Source organism: Ciceribacter thiooxidans (assembly GCF_014126615.1).
Classification (GTDB): Bacteria; Pseudomonadota; Alphaproteobacteria; order Rhizobiales; family Rhizobiaceae; genus Allorhizobium; species Allorhizobium thiooxidans.
The window spans coordinates 523,571-544,885 of the sequence record NZ_CP059896.1 but is presented as its reverse complement, the minus strand read 5'-3'; the positions used below and the strand labels follow the sequence as shown (position 1 = coordinate 544,885).

18 protein-coding genes and 1 pseudogene are annotated in these 21,315 nt (G+C 63.3%); 12 read left to right on the top strand and 7 right to left on the bottom strand.

Annotation, left to right across the window (positions count from 1 at the left end):
* Window positions 1-109: 109 nt before the first annotated feature.
* Window positions 110-862 carry a Crp/Fnr family transcriptional regulator gene (locus tag H4I97_RS02475; protein WP_182306373.1) on the top strand — a complete coding sequence of 251 codons (753 nt, stop codon included), beginning with the start codon at window positions 110-112 and terminating at the stop codon, window positions 860-862.
* Between the two features lie 7 nt (window positions 863-869).
* Here the strand turns inward: H4I97_RS02475 and H4I97_RS02470 are convergent, their stop codons facing one another.
* The gene (locus H4I97_RS02470; protein WP_182306372.1) at window positions 870-1,592 is read right to left on the bottom strand and encodes a cysteine hydrolase family protein; all 723 of its coding nucleotides are present in this window, start codon (window positions 1,590-1,592) and stop codon (window positions 870-872) included.
* A 244-nt stretch (window positions 1,593-1,836) separates the two neighbouring features.
* On the opposite strand from H4I97_RS02470, the gene greA reads away from it, so the two are divergent.
* Complete coding sequence (greA, locus tag H4I97_RS02465; protein ID WP_182306371.1) at window positions 1,837-2,319, top strand: transcription elongation factor GreA; 483 nt, start codon at window positions 1,837-1,839, stop codon at window positions 2,317-2,319.
* A 30-nt stretch (window positions 2,320-2,349) separates the two neighbouring features.
* Window positions 2,350-2,535: a hypothetical protein gene (locus H4I97_RS02460; RefSeq protein WP_182306370.1), complete on the top strand. Its 186-nt coding sequence runs from the start codon at window positions 2,350-2,352 to the stop codon at window positions 2,533-2,535.
* A gap of 95 nt (window positions 2,536-2,630) precedes the next feature.
* On the opposite strand, the gene xylA is transcribed toward H4I97_RS02460, so the two are convergent.
* From xylA to H4I97_RS02435, 5 genes are all read right to left on the bottom strand, one after another.
* Window positions 2,631-3,941, bottom strand: coding sequence for a xylose isomerase (gene xylA, locus H4I97_RS02455; RefSeq protein WP_182306369.1), 1,311 nt, complete (start codon window positions 3,939-3,941; stop codon window positions 2,631-2,633).
* 166 nt (window positions 3,942-4,107) lie between these two features.
* Entirely contained in the window at window positions 4,108-5,562 is a 1,455-nt protein-coding gene (gene xylB / locus H4I97_RS02450) for a xylulokinase (protein ID WP_182306368.1), read from the bottom strand.
* Between the two features lie 22 nt (window positions 5,563-5,584).
* On the bottom strand, window positions 5,585-6,610 hold the full coding sequence (locus tag H4I97_RS02445) for a LacI family DNA-binding transcriptional regulator (RefSeq protein ID WP_182306367.1): 1,026 nt from the start codon (window positions 6,608-6,610) through the stop codon (window positions 5,585-5,587).
* 157 nt (window positions 6,611-6,767) lie between these two features.
* A complete protein-coding gene (locus tag H4I97_RS02440) occupies window positions 6,768-8,357 on the bottom strand; it encodes a DHA2 family efflux MFS transporter permease subunit (protein WP_182306366.1) in 1,590 nt (529 codons plus the stop codon).
* Window positions 8,358-8,376: 19 nt separating this feature from the next.
* Window positions 8,377-9,582, bottom strand: a complete 1,206-nt coding sequence (locus H4I97_RS02435; protein WP_182306365.1) for an HlyD family secretion protein — start codon at window positions 9,580-9,582, stop codon at window positions 8,377-8,379.
* Between the two features lie 185 nt (window positions 9,583-9,767).
* On the opposite strand from H4I97_RS02435, the gene H4I97_RS02430 reads away from it, so the two are divergent.
* The 5 genes and pseudogenes from H4I97_RS02430 (at window position 9,768) to lysS (ending at window position 16,831) form a co-directional block, all read left to right on the top strand.
* Window positions 9,768-10,448 carry a TetR/AcrR family transcriptional regulator gene (locus tag H4I97_RS02430; RefSeq protein WP_182307521.1) on the top strand — a complete coding sequence of 227 codons (681 nt, stop codon included), beginning with the start codon at window positions 9,768-9,770 and terminating at the stop codon, window positions 10,446-10,448.
* Between the two features lie 108 nt (window positions 10,449-10,556).
* On the top strand, window positions 10,557-11,312 hold the full coding sequence (locus H4I97_RS02425) for a TerC family protein (protein ID WP_182306364.1): 756 nt from the start codon (window positions 10,557-10,559) through the stop codon (window positions 11,310-11,312).
* Window positions 11,313-11,478: 166 nt separating this feature from the next.
* Window positions 11,479-13,250 (top strand): annotated as a pseudogene (locus tag H4I97_RS02420) (SLC13 family permease).
* A gap of 459 nt (window positions 13,251-13,709) precedes the next feature.
* A complete protein-coding gene (gltX, locus tag H4I97_RS02415) occupies window positions 13,710-15,167 on the top strand; it encodes a glutamate--tRNA ligase (protein WP_182306363.1) in 1,458 nt (485 codons plus the stop codon).
* 167 nt (window positions 15,168-15,334) lie between these two features.
* On the top strand, window positions 15,335-16,831 hold the full coding sequence (gene lysS / locus H4I97_RS02410; RefSeq protein WP_182306362.1) for a lysine--tRNA ligase: 1,497 nt from the start codon (window positions 15,335-15,337) through the stop codon (window positions 16,829-16,831).
* Window positions 16,832-16,914: 83 nt separating this feature from the next.
* Here lysS and H4I97_RS02405 read toward each other — a convergent pair whose 3' ends face one another.
* Window positions 16,915-17,553 (bottom strand): hypothetical protein, encoded by a 639-nt coding sequence (locus H4I97_RS02405; RefSeq protein WP_182306361.1) that lies wholly within the window; start codon window positions 17,551-17,553, stop codon window positions 16,915-16,917.
* Window positions 17,554-17,759: 206 nt separating this feature from the next.
* On the opposite strand from H4I97_RS02405, the gene H4I97_RS02400 reads away from it, so the two are divergent.
* The 4 genes from H4I97_RS02400 to H4I97_RS02385 are packed head-to-tail and all read left to right on the top strand — an operon-like array spanning window position 17,760 to window position 21,229.
* Entirely contained in the window at window positions 17,760-18,650 is an 891-nt protein-coding gene (locus H4I97_RS02400; RefSeq protein ID WP_182306360.1) for a metal ABC transporter substrate-binding protein, read from the top strand.
* Window positions 18,647-19,534 carry a manganese/iron ABC transporter ATP-binding protein gene (locus H4I97_RS02395; RefSeq protein WP_378143541.1) on the top strand — a complete coding sequence of 296 codons (888 nt, stop codon included), beginning with the start codon at window positions 18,647-18,649 and terminating at the stop codon, window positions 19,532-19,534. Before H4I97_RS02400 ends, H4I97_RS02395 begins: the two co-directional genes overlap by 4 nt.
* A complete protein-coding gene (locus tag H4I97_RS02390) occupies window positions 19,518-20,375 on the top strand; it encodes a metal ABC transporter permease (protein WP_182306358.1) in 858 nt (285 codons plus the stop codon). Before H4I97_RS02395 ends, H4I97_RS02390 begins: the two co-directional genes overlap by 17 nt.
* Entirely contained in the window at window positions 20,372-21,229 is an 858-nt protein-coding gene (locus H4I97_RS02385) for a metal ABC transporter permease (RefSeq protein ID WP_280527681.1), read from the top strand. Before H4I97_RS02390 ends, H4I97_RS02385 begins: the two co-directional genes overlap by 4 nt.
* Window positions 21,230-21,315 lie beyond the last annotated feature (86 nt).

Here is a 21,315-nt window from a genome sequence, read left to right as displayed (position 1 = left end):
GAGCGCGATTGGTTTACGCAGCCGGTGATTTGATGCAGGTCATTCCAGGCTGGCGCAGACAGGCTAGAAAAAGCAGAGTCCAAGCCCATTGCCGGAGAGATCAGCGGGAATGCCGTGTCCAGTCGAAGCGCTGGATGATTTCGCCTTCATTCGCGAAATGCGTCCGGAAACGCGCAAGCATCTCAGTTCCAAGATTACGCTGACAGCCGTGCCACCCACGGCCAGCGTCCTACGCCTCGGCGACGTGGTGGACGGCGTTTATCTCATCCGCTCCGGCAGTATTCGCGTCTACTATCTCGACGCCGACGGTCGCGAAGGAACTCTCTATTGGATCGAAGCCGGGCAGAGCTGCATTCTGGCTTTGAACAGCCTCTTCACGGAAATTCCTTACCCGGCGTGGGCGGAGGCCGAGGCTGACGGCGTCGAGATTCTGACGGTTCCGGGGCCACTCTTTCGCGAACTGTTCGCCGGCGAGCCGTCCGCACAGCGTTTCCTTTTCGAGCAGCTTTCGGAACGGGTCTTCGAGTTACAGAAGTTGTTGGAGCGGACCATGCGCCTGCCGCAGGAACAGAGGCTCATTCTTCTGCTGCTGGCACATGCCGACGCGGATGGAACAGTCCGTCTCTCTCAGGAGAAGCTGGCGCGGCATCTGGGAACCATTCGTGAAGTCGTTGCCCGCCTTCTGCGCCATCTCGCAAGTCAGGGACTTGTCGCGACCGCGCCGCGCCGGATACGGCTGCTGGACAAGCGGAAGCTCATGAAGATCGCGGCGGCCGAAGATGAGGTGGTTTCGCCTCTGTGGCCTGCGGCACCTCGATGCGGCGCGGCGCCCGGACAAGTCCGAGCGCCGCTGACCGACTGATTTCGGTCTAGTTGCGCAGCGCGTCCACGGCGTCCTTTGTGGTAAGGACGCCGTTGGCGATCATGCCGTAGTTGACGAGCGCGGCGTTGTAGGCATCGGCACCGGGAGCCGCGACGGCATCCTTGACGACATAGACCTTGAAGCCATTCTCCATCAGCGCGCGCATGTGGGAGTCCACGCAGAGGTTCGCCACCATGCCGCCGAGCACGACAGTGTCGATACCGCGGGCACGAAGCTGGTAGATCAGGTCATTGCTTTCCGGCCCGTACATCTTGTGCGGAGCAACCACGATCGTCTTGCCGTCGTAGATATACGTCTTGTACGGCTCGTAGAAATCAGCGCCGGATCCTTCGAAACCTTCGGGGTTGTTGAGCGATACGCGCTGCAACGCCTTCATGTCGAGAAGCTGGCGCTGCAAGGCCCCCGCCTGCGACCAGTCCACGTCGAGTGCGTTGTAGACCAGCGGATCGACGGCGAGCGCGACGCCGCTCGACTTCGCCGTCGCCATCAACGTCTCGATGTTCTTGATCGTGCCGAGTTCCTTGAGATTGTCGGCGAGAAGGCCATAGAGCTTACCGTTTTCAGCCAGAAAGTCATTCTGGGGGTCGGTGATGACGACGGCGGTGTGCGCCTTGTCGAAGTGCGGGAGAGCGGGCTCGGCAGCCGCAGCAACAGCCGCCGAAAATGCGAGCGGAAGTCCGACTGCGAGCGAGAGGAAGAGATCTTTCATTGTCCTTGTCCTTGATAAAGTGATGATATCGGTCATCGCTCGTCCGTGGACGCTACCGATGACGCCGAACGGTTACGCCTCTCGCCAGATCGCCGATGTAACAATTGTTGCGTCGCGAAAGCCGCCATCCGCCCCACACATTTGCCCGCGCAGCCCCGCCTGTCGTATAGAATGTCTAATCGTCATCCGGGGCTCTCACGCCGAAGGCCGCATTGTCCCCGCGAAAACGGAACGGAGATCGAGTTTGAGTGTCGCTTTCGTCAAGGAAGAGAGTGCCGAGGCGGCGTCGGAAACGCTTCTGCCCGACCGGCCGATATCGCCACATCCGAACCTCGTGACAGAGGCGGGCCTGAAGGCGCTGGAGGAGCAGTTGCGGCAGGCCCGGGAGGCCTGTGAGGCGGCAAACACGATCGAGGACGTGAACGAACGCCGCCGGCAATCGGCAAGCCCGTTGCGGGATCTTCGCTATTTTTCCGAACGGGTGCGCACCGCCCAGCTCGTTCCGCCGCCTGCCTCTGCGGAAACTGTCGCCTTCGGCAGCCGGGTCACCTTCGAACGCGATGACGGGCGGGTGCAGACATACCGGATCGTCGGCGAGGACGAGGCCGACCCGAAGGCCGGGTCGATTTCCTACGTCTCCCCGGTCGCGGCACTGCTTCTCGGCAAGGCGGTCGGCGACGTCGTAACCGTCAACGGACAGGAGCTGGAGATCACGGCGATCGGGTGAAGACGCCCTCCAAGATAGAAGGCCGGGGGCGTGTACGCCCAGACCGAAACTGCCGACGAAGCCGCGCCCAAGGTTTCAGGTGATCGGGGGGGCGCACAAGGTTACCGTCATGCCGGGCTCGACCCGGCATCCAGCGCGATCAAGTCCTTGATCGCCGAAAGACTCTTTCACGACGCAGACGCGCCGTGGCTGGATGCCGGATCACGTCCGGCATGACGGAGGAGTGGAGCCGCACCGGCGGCAGCAATCTCTGTCAGCTGTTCAGGGCCGGAGCGCGCACCCCGGCCCATCTTTCACTTCGGCCTTCCGCCTCAGACGTAGCGGTTGACGACGTTTTCCAGGTATTCCTGACGGCCGGACTTCGGCTCGGGATTGATGTTTTCCCGCTCCACCATGCCGGCGATTTCGTCGAGGGAGTATTCGCCGCGCAGCATCTTCTGCGCTTCCGGGCTTTCCCACTTGGCGTAGCGCTCCTCGAGCGGCTTCGACAGCGCCCGGTCCTCGATCATCTTCGCCGCCGCCTTCACGCCGCGGGCGCAGCAGTCCATGCCGCCGATATGGCTGATCAGCAGGTCCTGCGGGTCGAGCGACTGGCGCCGCAGCTTGGCGTCGAAGTTCGTGCCACCGGTCTTGAAACCGCCGCCCGCGAGGATGTGGTAGTAGGCGAGTGCCATTTCCGGCACGTTGTTCGGGAACTGGTCGGTATCCCAGCCGGACTGGTAGTCGTTGCGGTTCATGTCGATCGAACCGAAGATGCCGAAGGCGTTCGCCATGGCGATCTCGTGCTCGAAGGAGTGGCCGGCGAGGATCGCGTGCCCCTGCTCAATATTGACCTTCACCTCGTTTTCCAGCCCGTTTTTCTGCAGGAAGGCATAGACGGTGGCGACGTCGTAATCATACTGGTGCTTGGTCGGTTCCTGCGGCTTCGGTTCGATCAGGATCGTGCCCTTGAAGCCGGTCTTGTACTTGTATTCGACGACGAGGTTGAGGAAGCGGCCGAGCTGGTGGAGTTCGCGCGTCAGGTCGGTGTTGAGCAGTGTCTCGTAGCCCTCACGGCCACCCCAGAGCACATAGTTCTCGCCGCCGAGCCTCTGGGTGGCATCCATGCAGGTCTTCACCGTCGCCGCCGAGAAGGCAAAGACGTCCGGATCTGGATTGGTGGCAGCGCCAGACATGAAGCGGCGGTTGGAGAAGAGGTTCGCAGTACCCCAGAGCAGCTTGACGCCGGTCTCGGCCTGCTTCTTCTCGAAATAGTCGACGATCTCATTGAGATTGCGGGTGTTTTCCGCAAAATTCGTGCCTTCCGGCCGCACATCCGCGTCGTGGAAGCAGTAGTAGGGCACGCCGAGGAGCTGGAAGAACTCGAAGGCGACGTCAGCCTTGAGCTTCGCCGCTTCCATCGTGTCGGAGAACCACGGCCGCTGGAAGGTCTGGCCGCCGAATGGATCGCCGCCCGGCCAGGTGAAGGTGTGCCAGTAGGCGATCGCGAAGCGCAGATGGTCCTCCATCCGCTTGCCGGCGACGATTTCATCGGGGTTGTAGTGGCGGAAGGCGAGCGGATTGATGCTGTCCGGGCCTTCGTATTTCACCTTGGCGATATCGCCGAAAAAGCCTGTGCTCATGGGTAGTCCTCCTTTGTGCGTGTTCGAATGCCGTCAAAGTCGCGTTTCTGGCTCCCCCTCACCCTGCCCTCTCCCCGCTGGGGAGAGGAGGGTCCCGGCGCTTGCCGCAGATCTCTTCTCCCCAGCGGGGAGAAGGTGCCGGCAGGCGGATGAGGGGGCGCCCCTGTCAATGAGCCAGCGATTTGATCGCCGGATAGAGCGCCCGGTAGTGCCGGTAGGCGTCCTCGTAGGCGCCCGCCAGTCCGGCGACCGGTTCGATCGTCTCCGCCGTCTTCGGCGCCGTGCAGACGGCAAGCGGGTCGGCCTTTGTCGCTGCGATCAGGCCGAGGCGAGCGGCGCCGAAGGCCGCACCGAAGTCACCGTCGGCCGGAATGTCGACCGGAATGCCGAGCGCCGTCGCGATCGAGGCGAGCCAGTAGCGCGAACGCGAACCCCCACCGATCGCCGTCACCCGTCCGATCGTCGTGCCGGCCGATTTCAGCGCGTCGAGATTGTCGCGGATGGCAAACGTCACACCTTCGAGCACGGCCTGGGTCAGCACCGCACGCCCGCTCTCGTGACCGAGGCCGATGAAGGCGCCGCGGATCTTCGCGTCGTTGTGCGGCGTGCGCTCGCCGGAAAGGTAAGGCAGGAAGGTGACGCTGCCCGGCGCCTTCAGCGTCTCGCCGAGTTCGGCCGTCAGTTCGCCCGCCGACTTGCCGGTGACGCCCGAATGCCAGTTGAGCGCATCGGTTGCGGAAAGAATGACGCCCATCTGGTGCCAGGTGTTGGGCAGCGCGTGGCAGAAGGCATGCACGGCACTCTCGGGCTTCGGCAGGTAGCTGCCGTTGGCCGCAAAGAGCACGCCGGACGTGCCGAGCGAGACGAAAGCCTGGCCTTCCGCGACCGTACCCATGCCGCAGGCAGAAGCCGCATTGTCGCCGGCCCCGCCGGCAACGACGACGCCCGCCGCCATGCCCCATTCGCCGGCAAGCTCCCCACGAAGCGTGCCCGCCTGTTCGGTCCCCTCGACCAACCCCGGCATCTGGCTTTCCGACAGGCCGGTGGCCGAGAGCAACTCCGGCGACCAGCGGCGCGCGCCGGTGTCGAGCCAGGAGGTGCCGGCGGAATCCGACATGTCGGAAAGGTATTCGCCGGTGAGCCAGAGCCGCAGATAGTCCTTCGGCAGCAACACCGTCGCCACCTTCGCGAAGACTTCCGGCTCGTTTTTCGCGACCCAGGCAAGCTTCGGCGCGGTGAAGCCGGGGAAGACGATATTGCCGGTGATCGCCCGGAAACGTGGATCGGCGTCGAGCGCCGCCGCCTCGGCATGGCTACGGGTGTCGTTCCAGAGAATGCACGGCCGCAGCACCCGGTCCTCGGCGTCGATCAGCGTCGCCCCGTGCATGTGGCCGGAGAGCCCGATACCCTTCACCGCGGCAAGCTCGGCCGGATGCTTTGCCTTGAGGCCGGAAACCGCTTCCCTGGTCGCCCGGATCCAGTCGGCCGGGTCCTGTTCCGACCAGCCGGGATGCGGCCGCGACACGTCGAGCGCGCCGTTCGCCGAACCGACGACGCGCTGGTCGCCGTCGATCAGCATCGCCTTGACGCCCGAGGTTCCCAAATCCAGACCGAGATACATGTGTCACTCCATTCTTTGGCCGCTACGGCAGATTGTCCCGCAGGAATATGTCGAGACGGATGCGCTCCTGCGCCTCGACGACCGCTTGCCCGTCCGCCGTCGCCTTCAGGACGCGGATCGCACTTCTCACCTCATGGCCTGCATCCTGGTTGAGTACCGCGTCGATCAGGCCTTCCGTCAGCGCGGCCCGCGTCGTTTCGGTAAGCTCGTGGGCGATCACCGCCGGCCGGTGGTCACGGCGCACCTCCTTCAGGAGACGCACAAGGCCGCGATTGCCGGCACCGAGGCTGTAGACGCCGGCAATGTCGGCGTGGGCTGCAAACGCTTCGCGCAGCACCTTTTCGGCGGTTGCGGGATCGTCTCGACCTTCGAGGACCGGTAGCAGGTGCAGATGGCCGAATTCCGCCTCCATGACGGCGCGGAAGCCTTCGAAGCGCTCCCGATGGTCGCGCACCATCAGCGAGCCGGCGAGAACTGCAACACTGCCCGAGTCGCGTCCAAGAAACCGCCCCATCAGGCTCGCGGCCGTGCGTCCGGCCGCAATGTTGTCGATCCCGGCATAGTGCTGACGCGTCGATCCCGGCAGGTCGGAGACCAGCGTCACGACGGGAATACCCTCCCCGGTGAGTTCATCGACGGCGACGCGCACTTCCGGCGCATCGACCGCGACCAGCGCGATGCCGGAGGGCTTTTCCCGGCCCGCCTCCTTCAAGGCGGCGACCAGGGCCGGCGGATCGAAGGCGGGAACCTCGATGATGCGGATCGCCAGCCGTTCGACCGCCGCCCGGGCGACTGCATCGCCGACAGCCGCCGCAAGCCCCCGCATGAAGGAATTGTCGTTGGAAGGCAGGATGAAGGTGAGCGGATAGATGCGGCCCTTCGCAAGATTGGCCGCGGCCATGTCGCGGACGAAGCCCAGTGCCGCAACGGCAGCATCGACCTTCGCGCGCGTCTCCTGCCGCACGCCGGGCCGGTTGTTCAGCACCCGGTCGACGGTTGCGAGGCTTACGCCCGCATGGACGGCAATGTCGTGGACGGTCGGCTTCATGTTTCCTCCGGCGCGACTCTCTACCGGAGTTCTTGAGGTACGTAAATCATTTTCTGAGATACGTACCTCATAAACCTTCAAGCACCGTCCGAAAAAGAAGGACCGTCGTTTTGAGGCGACGGTCCAGGCGCTGCGGTGGATCTTGGAGGAACGTGGATCAGTGCCCGCTGCCGGCAGGAGCCGCGGCTGCCGGCCGCTTGATCAGCAGGGTCAGGAATATGAGCGAGAAAAACAGGACCGTGAGCCCCATGAACACATCGATGAAGGAGAGAAGCCACGACTGCTGGGTCACAAGACCCGAGAGCTTCTTTACCGCCGCCGACGCCCCGTCGAGGCCGTAAGTGTCGTAATTGCCGCCGACGCTGTTCAGCCAATTCAGTGCCGCCGGATTGCTCCAGGTAATGTGCTCGGAAAGGCGAGCATAGTGCTCGTCCGAACGCTGGGTGAGCATGGTGTTGATGATCGCCAGGCCCACCGCGCCGCCGAGATTGCGCGTCAGGTTGAAGAGACCCGAGGCATTCTTGATCCGCTCCGGCGGAAGCGTGCCCAGGGCGATGTTGTTGATCGGCACCATGCAGAGCATCAGCGAGCAGCCGCGCAGGATCTGCGGCAGCAGGAGTTCGTAGAAATCCCACTCAGCGGTCATGCCTGTCATGAGCAGCGTGCCGGCCGAAAAGCCGCCAAAGCCGATCATCATCATTACGCGCGGATCGAGCCGGCTCGACAACGCCCCCGCCACGGGTGCGGTCAGGAACATCGCCGCACCGGAGACGAACATCGTCTCGCCGATCATCAGCGAATCGTAGCCGCGGATACGCCCGAGATAGAGCGGATAGAGATAGGTAAGGCCGTAGAGCCCGACGCCCATCACGAAGGAAAAGAGCGAGCCGAACGCAAAATTGCGATTGGTGAAGGCCCTGAGATCGACGACCGGGAAGTCCACCCTGAACACCCTGTAGAAGAACACGACCGCGCCGATGACCATCGCAATCGTACCGAGAACGATGTGCTCGTCATTGAACCAGTCCTTGCCATTGCCTTCTTCCAGCACGTATTCGAGCGTGCCGAGGAAGAGCGCCATGGAGGCCAGTCCCCACCAGTCGAACTTCTTGAACAGGCTGAGTTCCGGTTCGTCGAAGTCGATGAGGCTCCACGTCACGGCTGTGACCAGAATGCCCGGAATGACGTTGATGAGGAAGAGCCAGTGCCACGACATGGCATGGCTGATATATCCGCCGATGGTCGGCCCGATCGTCGGCGCAAGCGTCGCGACGAGGCCGATGATGGGCGAAACGATGTTGCGCTTGGAGGGCGGGAAGATCGTGAAAGCCGCGGCGAACACCGACGGGATCATGCCGCCGCCGATAAAGCCCTGGATCGCCCGGTAAACGATCATCTGCTCAATGTTCGTAGCGGTCGCGGCGAGCGCGCTGGCCATCGTGAAGCCTGCGGCCGACATCGCGAACAGAACCCGCGTCGAGAGAATGCGCGCAAGCACGCCCGAGAGCGGGATCATGATGACTTCGGCGATCAGGTAGGAGGTCTGTACCCAGGCGATCTCGTCCGCACCCGCACCGAGACCGGCCTGGATTTCGGCGAGTGACGCGGAAACGATCTGGATGTCCAGGATCGACATGAACATGCCGAACACCATCGCGAAGAACGCGATAATGCGCTTCGTGTCCATCGGCTGGTCCGCGGCGGGTACTGCCCCGCCCGCGTTTCTCACTGTCGCCGTCGCCGCCATGCGCCTACCTCGACATCCGTCACTTGGCCGCGAGCGCGCCGCCGGCCGGCGCGGTGCGCGTATCGACGTCGACGACGACACTCAGGCCCGCCCGGAGCTTGCCGGTATCGAGAGCGTCCTTGGGCAGGGAGATGCGCACCGGCACGCGCTGGACGACCTTGGTGAAGTTGCCGGTCGCGTTCTCCGCCGGCAGCATCGAAAAGACCGAACCGGACGCCGGTGCGATGGAGGTGACGGTGCCAACGAGCGGCTCCTCGTCGAAGGCATCGACGTGGATGTTTACCTTCGACCCCGGCGCGAGATGCGCAATCTGCGTCTCCTTGAAGTTCGCATCGATATAGAGGTCGCTCACTGGAACCAGTGCGGCAAGCCGCTTGCCGGCGGAGACGAGGTCGCCCGTCTGGACGGCGAGATTGCCGACCACGCCGTCATAGGGTGCCTTGAGGACCGTGAAGCCAAGGTCGCGCTTGGCCTTTTCGAGCGCCAGGTCGGCGGAACGGATGCCGGCCTCTGCTTCGGCACGCTGCGCCCTGAGGACGGCGATCTGCGCCTCGGCCGCGGCGATGTTCGCGTCGGCGGCGCTCACATTGGCCTGCGCCTGCTCAAGCTGCGTCTTGGCACTGTCGAGGTCGGCAGTGGAGACGACCTTCTGCGCCTGCAGGCCGCTTGCCCGCTTGAAGGACAGCTGCGCGAGGTCGAGACTGGCAACGGCCGCCTGCTTCTGCGCCTTTGCCTGCAGCAGGCTCGCCTCGGCGCCCTTGATCTGCGCGTCGACGCGGTCGAGCGTGAGGTGTTGCGTCTTCACCTGCGCCTCGGCCTGTTCCGTCGCAATCCGGTAGTCGCCGTTGTCGAGGGTCACGAGCGGATCGCCGGCCTTGACGATCTGGTTGTTGGTGACGTTGACCTTTTCGACATAACCGCCGACCTTCGGCGAGATGATGGCAATGTCGCCTCCGATATAGGCGTCATCGGTCGATACCATGAAGCGGCCGTGGATCCACCAGTTATAGCCGTACCAGCCCGCACCGGCCACGAGCGCCAGTGCCACGATCGGCAGAACCGGGCTGCGCCGCTTCTTTGCCTTCACCGGCGCCTGGACTTGCGAGGGAGTGGAACTCTCGTCCTGACGGCCTTCGACTGTCTCCGGGGCCGTCGTCTCGACGACGACCGGATCATGGCTGGTGTCGACCGAGCGAATTGCATTGCTTCTCTGGGAGCCGGACATTGTCGTTTCCATTTTGAACTGGCAGGTTTCGTTTCGGGTCAGATATAAAAAAGCACATATATATTGAACTGAACCGTTCGGTTCGGTTGACTTAGAGCGTTTCATCGCACATATCAAGGGTGATCGAACCATCGAGTTCGATTTCGTTAATTTTGAGTACCCGAAAGAGACGCGTGAGCAAGAAAATGTCCGAAACGCCGAACCCGACCCAGGAGACCAGCCTTTGTTCCGTAGGGCGCTTCGCTGCCGGCGAAGATCCGGTGAAGCGAGAGCAGATCCTCGACGGTGCGCGTTCCGTCTTCATGAGAATGGGTTTCGACGCCGCGAGCATGAACGACGTGACCCGCGAAGCCGGTGTCTCCAAGGGAACGATCTACGTCTATTTCGACAGCAAGGAAGAACTGTTCGGCGCGCTGATCGAGAGAGAAAAGGGCCGTTTCACGGAATTCCTGCGCGACATCCTCGCAGAAAGCAGCGATGTCCGCGACGGTCTGCGCCGCTTCGGCATCGCCTTCGCCCGGCATATCATCAAGTCGGACATGATCCCCGCCATGCGCATCCTGCTCGGCGTCGTCGACCGCATGCCGGGTCTCTGCAAGCGTTTCTTCGCCTCCGCCCCGGCAAACGCCCGTACAGTCCTGCGCACCTTCATCGAACAACAGGTCGAAGCCGGAGCGCTGAGGGTCGATGACACCGATCTCGCCGCGCGCCAGTACATCGAACTGGCAACCGGTCAGTTCTTCCGCCAGCGCCTGTTTGGCGAAATGACCGCGCCGCCGGAGGAGACAGAAGTCGAGTATGTGGTGGACAGCGGCCTCAAGGTCTTCATGGCTGCCTACGGCACCGAGGCGCGGGCGGACAGCTAACCACCGAGATCCGCATAATTTTTCCGGAACGGGCCCGGGTCCGGGCCTTGTCGTTTGGCGGGACTTGGGCCATTTGTGCTTCCACGAACCACCAACCGGAAGAAGTTCATGCAGGATCTCGCTCTTCTCGTCCAGGACCCCGCCGCCTGGGTCGCCCTGATTACGCTGATCATCATGGAGGTCGTTCTCGGGATCGACAACCTGGTGTTCATCTCGATCCTCACCAACAAGCTGCCTGCCGCCCAGCGGGTACCGGCACGTCGCGTCGGCATCGGCCTGGCGCTCGTCATGCGCCTTGTCCTGCTCGGCACGATCGCCTGGATCGTCCAGCTCACGACCCCGGTCTTCGAGCTCTTCGGCCACGGCTTCTCGTGGAAGGACCTGATCCTGGTCGCCGGTGGCCTCTTCCTCGTCTGGAAGGCAACCAAGGAAATCCACCACAACGTCGACCCGATCGACCAGGAGGAGGATTTCATCGCCTCGTCCGCAACGGGCACGCTCACCGCTGCCGTTGGCCAGATCCTTCTGCTGGACCTCGTCTTTTCGGTCGACAGCATCATCACCGCCGTCGGCATGACCGATCACCTGCCGGTCATGATCATCGCCGTCATCGTTGCGGTGACAGTGATGCTGCTCGCCTCGAACCCGCTGGCGAACTTCATCGAGAAGAACCCGACCATCGTGATGTTGGCGCTCGGCTTCCTGCTGATGATCGGCATGACGCTGATTGCCGACGGCATGGGCTTCCATGTTCCGAAGGGCTATGTCTACGCCGCGATGGCCTTCTCGGCGCTGGTCGAGGGCCTCAACATGCTGGCCCGTCGCAAACGCCGCGCCGAGGCCGGAAAGAAAACGCTGCACTGAGGGACAAACGCCCGCATCGATCGGCCCGCGCGGTAACCCCGCGCGGGCCGATCGGGTTGGCGGCTCCCGCATCGTCCTTCGGAACAAAGCAGAACACCCTGCATTGGAGGGATTGATCGGTACCGCCTGATCCGGAATACTCGTCGTCAAACGGCAGCGGAGTCTCATGTCAACTGAGCAGATTCTGGCTTTCGCGGTAATCGGCACCATGATGAGTTTCTTCATCTGGGATCGCTTCCGCTATGACGTCGTGGCCTGCACCACACTCGTCGTCGCCGTCGCTCTCGGGCTCGTACCGTCCGACAAGGCCTTCTCCGGCTTTTCCAACGACATTGTCATCATCGTCGGCAGCGCCCTCGTAGTCAGCGCCGGCGTCGCCCGCTCGGGCATCGTCGATGCGGCAATCAAGCGCTTCTTCCCGAAGCTCGAGTCGGTCCGCGCGCAAATGGTTCTGCTGCTCCTCACCGTGGCGGTGCTCTCCGCCTTCATCAAGAACATCGGCGCGCTGGCGATCATGATGCCGGTCGCCTTCCAGTTCTCCCGTCGCTCCGGCACGTCTCCGTCGATCTTCCTGATGCCGATGGCCTTCGCGGCCCTTCTCGGAGGGCTGATGACCCAGATCGGCACCTCGCCGAACATCGTGGTTTCGCAGCTGCGCCACGAGATCACCGGCAAGAGCTTCACCATGTTCGATTTCATGCCGGTCGGGGCGGTGCTCGCACTCACCGGCGTTCTCTTCCTGATTGTCTTCTATCGGCTGGTTCCCGAGCGGGAGAACCAGACGTCTTCCCTCCACGAGACGCTGGAAAACTCGAACTACGCGACCGAAGCCAGGGTCACGAAGCAGTCATCCTTCGGGGTAAGAAGCTGAGCGACCTGCTGGCGCTCTCCGGCGGTGAAGTGATCGCAACGGGCATCCTGCGCGGCCATGTCCGGATATCTCCCTTCCCCGATGTACAGATCCGGGAAGACGACGTTCTTCTCCTCGAGGGTTCCTCCGACGCACTCGACCGTGTCGTTTCCCAGGCATCGCTGGCGCTTGCCGGAAGGCCGCTCGCCGAGGACGGGGAGAAGAACAGCGAGATCGGCGCAATCGAGGCGGTCATTGCCCACGATTCCTTCCTGATCGGTATGACCGCACGCGAGCTCTCGATCTTTCACGGCTACGGCGTCAACGTGATTGCGGTCAGCCGCCCGGGAAAACGAACCGGCGAAAGCATGGGCGAGATGACCCTGCGCGACGGCGATGTCGTCGTCCTGCAGGGTAAGAGAAACGCCCTGCCCGGGCTGCTGCAGGAACTCGGTTGCCTTCCGCTTGCCGAACGCCAGATCCTGCTCGGGACCCCGCGCAGCGCAGCCGTACCGCTCGCCATCCTGGTCGCCGCGATGGGGGCGACCGCGCTCGGGCTCGCCCCCGTTGGCATCGCGTTCTTCGCAGCTGCGCTCGGCATGGTGATCCTGCGCGCCATCCCCTTGAGCGAGATCTACCGGGCGGTGGACGGTCCCATCCTCGTCATGCTCGCGGCGCTCATTCCGGTGAGCGACAGCTTGCGCACGACCGGCGCCAGCGACGTCGTTGCCGCCTGGCTCGGATATGTGGGGGCCAATCTTCCGACTTATGGGGCGCTGGCATTGATCCTCGTGACGGCCATGCTGGTCACGCCGTTCCTCAACAATGCCGCAACCGTGCTCGTCATGGCGCCGATTGCGGCAAGTTTCGCCGCCAATCTCCACTACAAACCGGAGGCATTCCTGATGGCAGTCGCAATCGGCGCCGGTTGCGATTTCCTGACGCCGATAGGCCATCAATGCAACACGCTCGTGTTCGGCCCCGGCGGGTACCGCTTCAGCGACTACCCGCGGCTCGGCCTGCCGCTGTCTGCCCTGATCGTGCTGGTCAGCGTGCCGACCCTGCTCGTGGTGTGGCCACTCACATGAGGTTCACCGGAAAGAAGGCAAAAAGGAAGAGCCGGCATTGGCGGAATGCGGCTCTTCAGGGCGGGGACTAGGGATGAGGAACGCGGGCCGGACGGGTCAGAGCTCGTCTGCCGTTTCGTTGGCCACGGTGAGAAACCGGCAAAATCACCGTGTTCTCGTTCCCGTCGCGTCCGGTTGGCACGGCCCGTGTTCTGCAGTGTCAAACGCAACCGGCCGGTGATGGTTCCCGACGTCCGGATTTTTTCGTCGGTTTCTTCGTCGCCACCGCCGCGGCACCCTCGCCCGGGCGCAGTGCGTCTTGACGCCCGCGGCCGAATGTGGCCTAAGGCCACGGAATGAAAAATCGCGGGATTTCCCGCCTTGGGCGGTTTTCGGCGCGATTTTTCGCTTTTCGACACCTCGTCCGTGACCACGCGGTTTTCCGCCCGGTCACTCGCACGTCACCAGAGCAAGAATCCGATGACCACTTCCGGCGTCCGCGTCCGTATTGCACCTTCCCCGACCGGCGAGCCGCATGTCGGCACCGCCTACATCGCACTGTTCAACTATCTCTTCGCCAAGAAGAACGGCGGCGAGTTCATCCTCCGCATCGAGGATACCGACGCCACCCGCTCGACGGCGGAGTTCGAGGAGAAGGTTCTCGACGCGCTGAAATGGACCGGCCTCAAATGGTCCGAAGGTCCCGACGTCGGCGGACCTTACGGCCCCTATCGCCAGTCGGAGCGCAAGGACATCTATCGCCCCTTCGTCGAGCAGCTCGTTCGCGACGGCCACGCCTTCCGCTGCTTCTGCACGCCGGAACGGCTGGAAATGATGCGCGACGCACAGCGGGCCAAGGGCATGGCGCCGAAGTATGACGGCCTCTGCCTCCACCTGAAGGCCGAGGAAGTGACCGAGCGCATGGAGGCGGGCGAACCGTCCGTCGTGCGCATGAAGATCCCGACCGAAGGCTCGTGCAAGTTCCACGACGGCGTCTACGGCGACGTCGAGATCCCGTGGGACAGCGTCGACATGCAGGTGCTCCTGAAAGCCGACGGCATGCCGACCTATCACATGGCGAACGTCGTCGACGACCACCTGATGAAGATCACCCACGTCGCCCGCGGCGAGGAGTGGCTGGCATCGGTGCCGAAGCACATCCTGCTCTACCAATATCTCGGCCTCGAGCCGCCGAAGTTCATGCACCTGTCGCTGATGCGCAATGCCGACAAGTCGAAACTGTCGAAGCGCAAGAACCCGACGTCGATCTCCTACTACTCGGCGCTCGGCTACCTGCCGGAAGCACTGATGAACTTCCTCGGCCTATTCTTCGTCCAGATCGCCGACGGCGAGGAACTCCTGACGATGGACGAGCTTGCGGAGAAGTTCGATCCGGAGAACCTTTCGAAGGCCGGCGCCATCTTCGACGTGCAGAAGCTCGACTGGCTGAACGGCCGCTGGATCCGCGAGAAGCTCACGCCGGAGGATTTCCTCGCGCGCATCTTCGACTGGGCGTCCGAAAACGATCGTCTGACGGAGGGCCTGAAGCTCGCCCAGAGCCGCATCTCGAAGCTCGGCGAACTGCCGCCGCTCGCCGGCTTCCTGCTGGCGAACGACGTCGGCCTCACGCCGGCCTCCTTCGCAGGTCTGAAGACGTCGCCGGCCGAAACGCTGGAGATCGTCAACACGGTCCAGTTCGATCTCGAAAAGATCGTCGAATGGAACGTCGCGACGATCGAGGAGGAGCTGAGGGCGATTTCCGACCGGCTCGGCAAGAAGCTGCGCGTCGTCACGCCGCCGCTCTTCGTCGCCGTCTCGGGAAGCCAGCGCTCGCTGCCGCTCTTCGACAGCATGGCGCTGCTCGGCCGCTCGGTCGTGCGCCAGCGGCTCAAGGTGGCAAGCCAGGTGCTGGCCTCGATGGTGGGTAGCGGAAGCTGAAATTGAAGTAGGCCCCTCATCCGCCTGCCGGCACCTTCTCCCCGCAAGCAGGGAGAAGGGAGCAAGAGGCGCCGCAGCCACTCCCCTCGCCCCGCCTGCGGGGAGAGGGTTAGGGCGAGGGGCAATTTACACGGCGCAAGGCCAAGAGCCGCCACAGGAATTGAACGATGACCGAACAGAAGACCGAAACTGCCCTCTCCTCCGACGCGACGGAAGTCCGCCGCCAGAAGCTCGCGCTGCTGCGCGAGAAGGTGGGCGACGTCTATCCCGCACACTTCCACCGCACGATGACCAACGAGGAACTGGCGGAGAAATATGCCCATCTCGAGCCGGACACTGAATCCGGCGACGTGGTGACAGTGGCCGGTCGCGTCTATTCCTCGCGCAATTCGGGCATGTTCATGGACATCCATGACGCCTCGGGCAAGATCCAGATCTTCTCCCACAAGGACACGACCCCGGAAGAAGCCCGCAGCCTGCTCCCGCTCATCGATCTCGGCGACGTCATCGGCGTGACCGGCGCGGTCCGTCGCACCAAGCGCGGCGAACTGACGATCAACGCCCACGAGATCGTCATGCTGACCAAGACGCTGCTGCCGATGCCGGAGAAGTATCACGGCCTCGCCGACATCGAGACGCGCTATCGCAAGCGCTATCTCGACATCATGGTCAACGAGGAATCCAAGCTGCGCTTCCAGCAGCGTTCGCGGATTCTGTCCGCTCTGCGCCGCTTCCTCGAAGGCGAAGGCTTCATGGAAGTCGAGACCCCGATGCTGCAGGCGATCTACGGCGGCGCCGCGGCCGAGCCCTTCAAGACCCACCACAACACGCTGAAGCTCGACATGTACCTGCGCATCGCGCCGGAGCTCTATCTCAAGCGCGTTCTCGTCTCCGGCCTCACCGACAAGGTCTTCGAGGTCAACCGCAACTTCCGCAACGAAGGCGTCTCGACCCGGCACAATCCCGAGTTCACCATGATGGAGTGCTACTGGGCCTATGCCGACTACGAGGACATGATGAGCCTCGTCGAACGGCTGTTCGAGAGCCTGGCGCTCGCCGTCCACGGCAAGACCGAATTCGCCTTCACCGACAAGGAGCTCTCCTTCAAGGGTCCGTTCCGCCGGGTTTCCATGCCCGAAGCGGTCAAGGAAGCGACCGGCATCGACTTCCTGTCGATCAAGACAGACAAGGAGGCACGCGCCGCCGCCTACGGCGCCGGGTTCGAAGTCGAGAAGGACGCGACCTGGGGCGAATGCCTCGCCTATGTCTTCGAGGAGAAGGTCGAGGCGACGCTGATCCAGCCGACGCATGTCATCAACTTCCCGAAGGACATCTCGCCCTTCGCCAAGGAAGTGCCAAGCGAGCCGCGCCTGGTCGAGCGTTTCGAGAGCTACTGCAACGGCTGGGAGATCGGCAATGCCTTCTCCGAGCTCAATGACCCGGTCGAGCAGCGCAACCGCATGGTCGAACAGCTCAAACAGGCCCACGAGCGCGGCGAGACCGAAAAGGAACTGGACGAGGACTTCCTCGAAGCCATGGATCAGGGCATGCCGCCGGCGGGCGGCCTCGGCATCGGCGTCGACCGCCTCATCATGCTCCTGACGGATTCGCCGTCGATCCGCGACATCATCCTGTTCCCGGCTCGCCGCCACAAGGGCGACTGAGCCCGACCGATCTACAGAAAAACGAAAGCCCGGGATACGTGGTATCCCGGGGCTTTCGTTTTTCTATGACTTCATGCGGAGCGTCAGCCGTGACCGCCGGCCTCTGCCGGCGCGGCATGGGCATCGCCGCCGTGGCCATCGGCAGCCGCCGTCTCGGGGGCGCCATCCGGTTTCGCGCAGTCGAACTTGTCGTCCATCAGCGCCGCGATGCGTTCCACATCCTCGCTCGGCACGACGATCTTCTCACCGTAGAAGAGACCGCTCTCGTTCGCCGGGCGGTCTATGTAGCGCGCAGTGAATACGGCAGCGTCTCCGACCTCCGGCACGCGTGAAGGATCGGGGATGTAGACGACATCCGCGCCGATCGCATGGCCACGCATGTTGGCGCGATCTTTCGGCCCCTGGTCATCGATCACCACCACCTGCACGAGGTCAGGCTTTTGTTCCTGGAACGTCTTCTCCGCGACCCGCAGTGCCGTCTTCATGCGGGAAAGACCGTCTCCCCCGCTCGTCGCCACGTATTTGCGGATCCACTCGCGATCCTTTTTCTTGATGAGGACCGTCTCCACCTCGGTGCACTTCTGGCCGTTCGTCCCGCGGAAGGTCGACCCGAGCAGCTTTTCAGCACCGATATAGACGGCTGCCGAGCCCGTCGCGCCGCAGAAGACCAGAATCCCGCCGAAGACGAGCGCCAGCTTCCGGGACGGGCGAAATATGTTCAACAGTCCCTTCAAGCCCACGAGACCACCATCGGACCACTCCCGGTTACGCAATACCAACGGCCTTTGCTACCACGCCGACCTTGAGGAAGTTTTAATCGCACGACGTTCGATTGCGCGGATATTGCGAATGATTTGCAGTTGCATTGACATTTGCAGGGGAGGAACTAACTTGAAATGAGAATGATTTGCAAAAAGGACAAGTCTGCATGAAACGCATGATCGTCGGCCTGCTTGCCGCCATTGCGCTTTCCGGGTGGGTCGAAACAGCGGCCGCAGCGGAGAAGCCGAAGGTCATTACGACCTTCACCGTCATCGCAGACATTGCACGCAACGTCGCAGGCGACGCCGCCGAAGTCGACAGCATCACCAAACCGGGCGCCGAGATCCATAACTACCAGCCGACCCCGCGCGACATCCTGAAGGCCAGCGACGCCGACCTCGTGCTGTGGAACGGGCTCAACCTCGAACGCTGGTTTGAAAAGTTCCTCGCCAATCTCGGGAACGTACCCGAAGCCGTGGTCAGCGAAGGGGTCGAGCCGCTCAGCATCTCCGGTGGCGCCTATGACGGAAAGCCCAACCCTCACGCCTGGATGTCACCGGACAATGCCCTGATTTACGTGGAGAACATCCGCAAGGCGCTCGCCGCGATCGATCCCGAGCACGCGGAAGTCTATGCCGCCAACGCCAGGGCCTATGCCGAAAAGATCAGGGCCGAGATCGAGCCGATGAAGGCAGAGATCGCCGCCCTGCCTGAGGCGGAGCGCTGGCTCGCAACGAGTGAAGGCGCGTTCTCCTACCTCGCCCGCGATCTCGGCCTGAAGGAAGTCTTCCTCTGGCCGATCAATGCCGACAGCCAGGGCTCGCCGCAACAGGTCCGCGCCGTCATCGATGCGATGCGCGCGCACAAGATCAAGGCGATCTTCAGCGAAAGCACGGTTTCCGACAAGCCGGCGCGCCAGGTGGCGGCAGAAACGGGCGCGCTCTACGGCGGCGTTCTCTACGTCGATTCCCTCAGCGAAGCCGACGGTCCGGTCCCGACCTATCTCGATCTCCTGAAGGTCACAGTGGCGACGATTGCGAAAGGGCTTGCGGGATGATCATGGGCAGCAGTTCGCGCAGCCGCGTGTCGGGACTCGTCGTCGACGACATCTCCGTCACCTACCGCAACGGCCTCACGGCGTTGAAGACCGCGAGCTTCGAAATCCCGAAGGGGACCATTACCGCCCTCGTCGGGGTGAACGGCGCCGGAAAATCGACCCTCTTCAAGGCGGTCATGGGGTTCGTCCCGCTCTCCTCCGGCAGCATCTCGATCCTCGGCCTGCCGGCGCGGGAGGCGCTCCGCCGCAACCTCGTCGCCTATGTGCCGCAGAGCGAGGAGGTCGACTGGAATTTTCCTGTCCTCGTCGAGGACGTGGTGATGATGGGTCGCTACGGCCACATGTCGATGCTGCGCATACCCTCGCGCCGTGACCATGCCATGGTCGCCGACGCGCTCGCCCGCGTCGGCATGGCGGATTTCCGCAAACGCCAGATCGGCGAACTCTCCGGCGGCCAGCGCAAGCGCGTCTTCCTTGCCCGTGCACTCGCCCAGGAAGGCCAGGTGATCCTGCTCGACGAGCCGTTCACCGGGGTGGACGTCACCACCGAGGAACAGATCGTCACCCTCATGCGGGACCTGAGAGACGAGGGCCGCGTCATGCTCGTGTCGACCCACAATCTCGGCAGCGTGCCCGACTATTGCGACCGCACGATCTTCGTCAAGGGAACGGTGCTGGCGGCGGGGCGGACCGCAGAAGTCTTCAACGAGGAGAACTTGAAGCTCGCTTTCGGGGGCGCACTGCGCCACTTCGTGCTTGCCGGATCCGATCTGCATGAAGATGCGGATGCCCGCCAGGTGAAGGTCATCACAGACGACGAGCGTCCCTTCGTCATCTACGGCGCGCCGCGCGGACAGGGGGCGGCGGATGAGCATACTTCTTGAGCCATTCTCCTACGGTTACATGGTCAACGCGATCTGGGTCAGCGGCCTCGTCGGCGGCGTCTGCGGCTTCCTTTCCGCCTATCTGATGCTGAAAGGTTGGTCGCTGATCGGCGATGCGCTCTCCCACGCGATCGTGCCGGGCGTCGCCGGCGCCTACATGCTCGGCCTGCCCTTCGCCTTCGGCGCCTTTCTTTCCGGCGGGCTCGCAGCCGGCGCCATGCTCTTTCTCAATCAGCGCACCCGGCTGAGGGAAGATGCCGTCATCGGCCTCATCTTCACCTCCTTCTTCGGGCTCGGGCTGTTCATGGTCTCGCTGTCGCCCGTCTCGGTGAACATCCAGACCATCGTGCTCGGCAACATCCTCGCCATCACACCGGAAGACACCCTGCAACTTGTCATCATCGGCAGCGTCAGCCTCTTGATCCTGGCGCTGAAATGGAAGGACCTGATGGTCACCTTCTTCGACGAGAACCACGCCCGCTCGATCGGCCTGCGTCCCGGTTTCCTCAAGGTGCTGTTCTTCACCCTGCTCGCCGCATCGACGGTGGCCGCGCTGCAGACGGTCGGCGCCTTCCTCGTCATCGCCATGGTCGTTACCCCCGGAGCAACGGCCTATCTCCTGACTGACCGTTTCCAGCGGCTGATCGTGCTCGCCTTCGCGATCGGCGCAGTGACAAGCATTGTCGGGGCCTATCTCAGCTATTTCCTCGACGGCGCGACCGGCGGCATCATCGTGGTGCTGCAGACGACACTTTTCCTCGTGGCCTTCGTCTTTGCCCCGAAGCACGGCCGCCTCGCCGCACGCCGCCGCGCCCGCCTCGCACTGGAGGCCGTACCGTGAGCGATCTCCCCGAACTCGCAATCCTGCCGTTCCGGCTGCCCTTCATGCAGTCGGCCTTTGCCGTGACGCTGATGATTGCCGTGCCGATGGCGCTGCTCTCCTGCCTCCTCGTGCTCAAGGGCTGGTCGCTGATGGGCGACGCGGTCTCCCATGCCGTTCTGCCCGGCGTCGTGATTGCCTATGTCGTCGGCCTGCCGCTTTCCGTCGGGGCTTTCGCCGCCGGCCTCGTCTGCGCGCTGCTCACGGGCTACCTCAAGGAAAACAGCCGCGTGAAGGAGGATACCGTCCTCGGCATCGTCTTCTCCGGCATGTTCGGCCTCGGGCTGGTGCTCTACGTGAAGATCGAGAGCGACGTGCACCTCGACCACATCCTCTTCGGTGACATGCTGGGCATCCTGCCCGCCGACCTCGTCGAGACGGGCCTCATCGCACTTGCGGCCACCGGCTTCCTCGTCTTGCTGCGCAAGGACCTGTTGCTGCACGCCTTCGATCCGATGCATGCCCGAGCCATCGGCCTGCCGGTCCGGCTGCTGCATTACGGCCTTCTGGTCGTGCTGTCGCTGACCGTCGTCGGAGCCCTGAAGGCCGTCGGCATCATTCTTTCCGTTGCGCTTCTCGTCGCACCGGGCGCGATCGCCTTCCTCGTCACCCGACGCTTCCAGACGATGCTTCTCGTCGCACTCGCCGTCACCCTCTTTTCGTCCTTTGCCGGCATCTATCTGAGCTTCATCATCGACAGCGCCCCGGCGCCGACGATCGTGCTGTTGATGAGCGGCATATTCGTTCTCGCCTTCGTCCGAACGGTCTGGCAGGCGCATCGCAGGCCGGCTACGCGAGAATCCGTCTCAAGATAGATCGCCCTCCAGACTTGCTGGAGATCAAGCCGCGGATCGTCCATACTTGATATTGCGGTACTATCGAGTCCCCTCTCCGGAAGGCG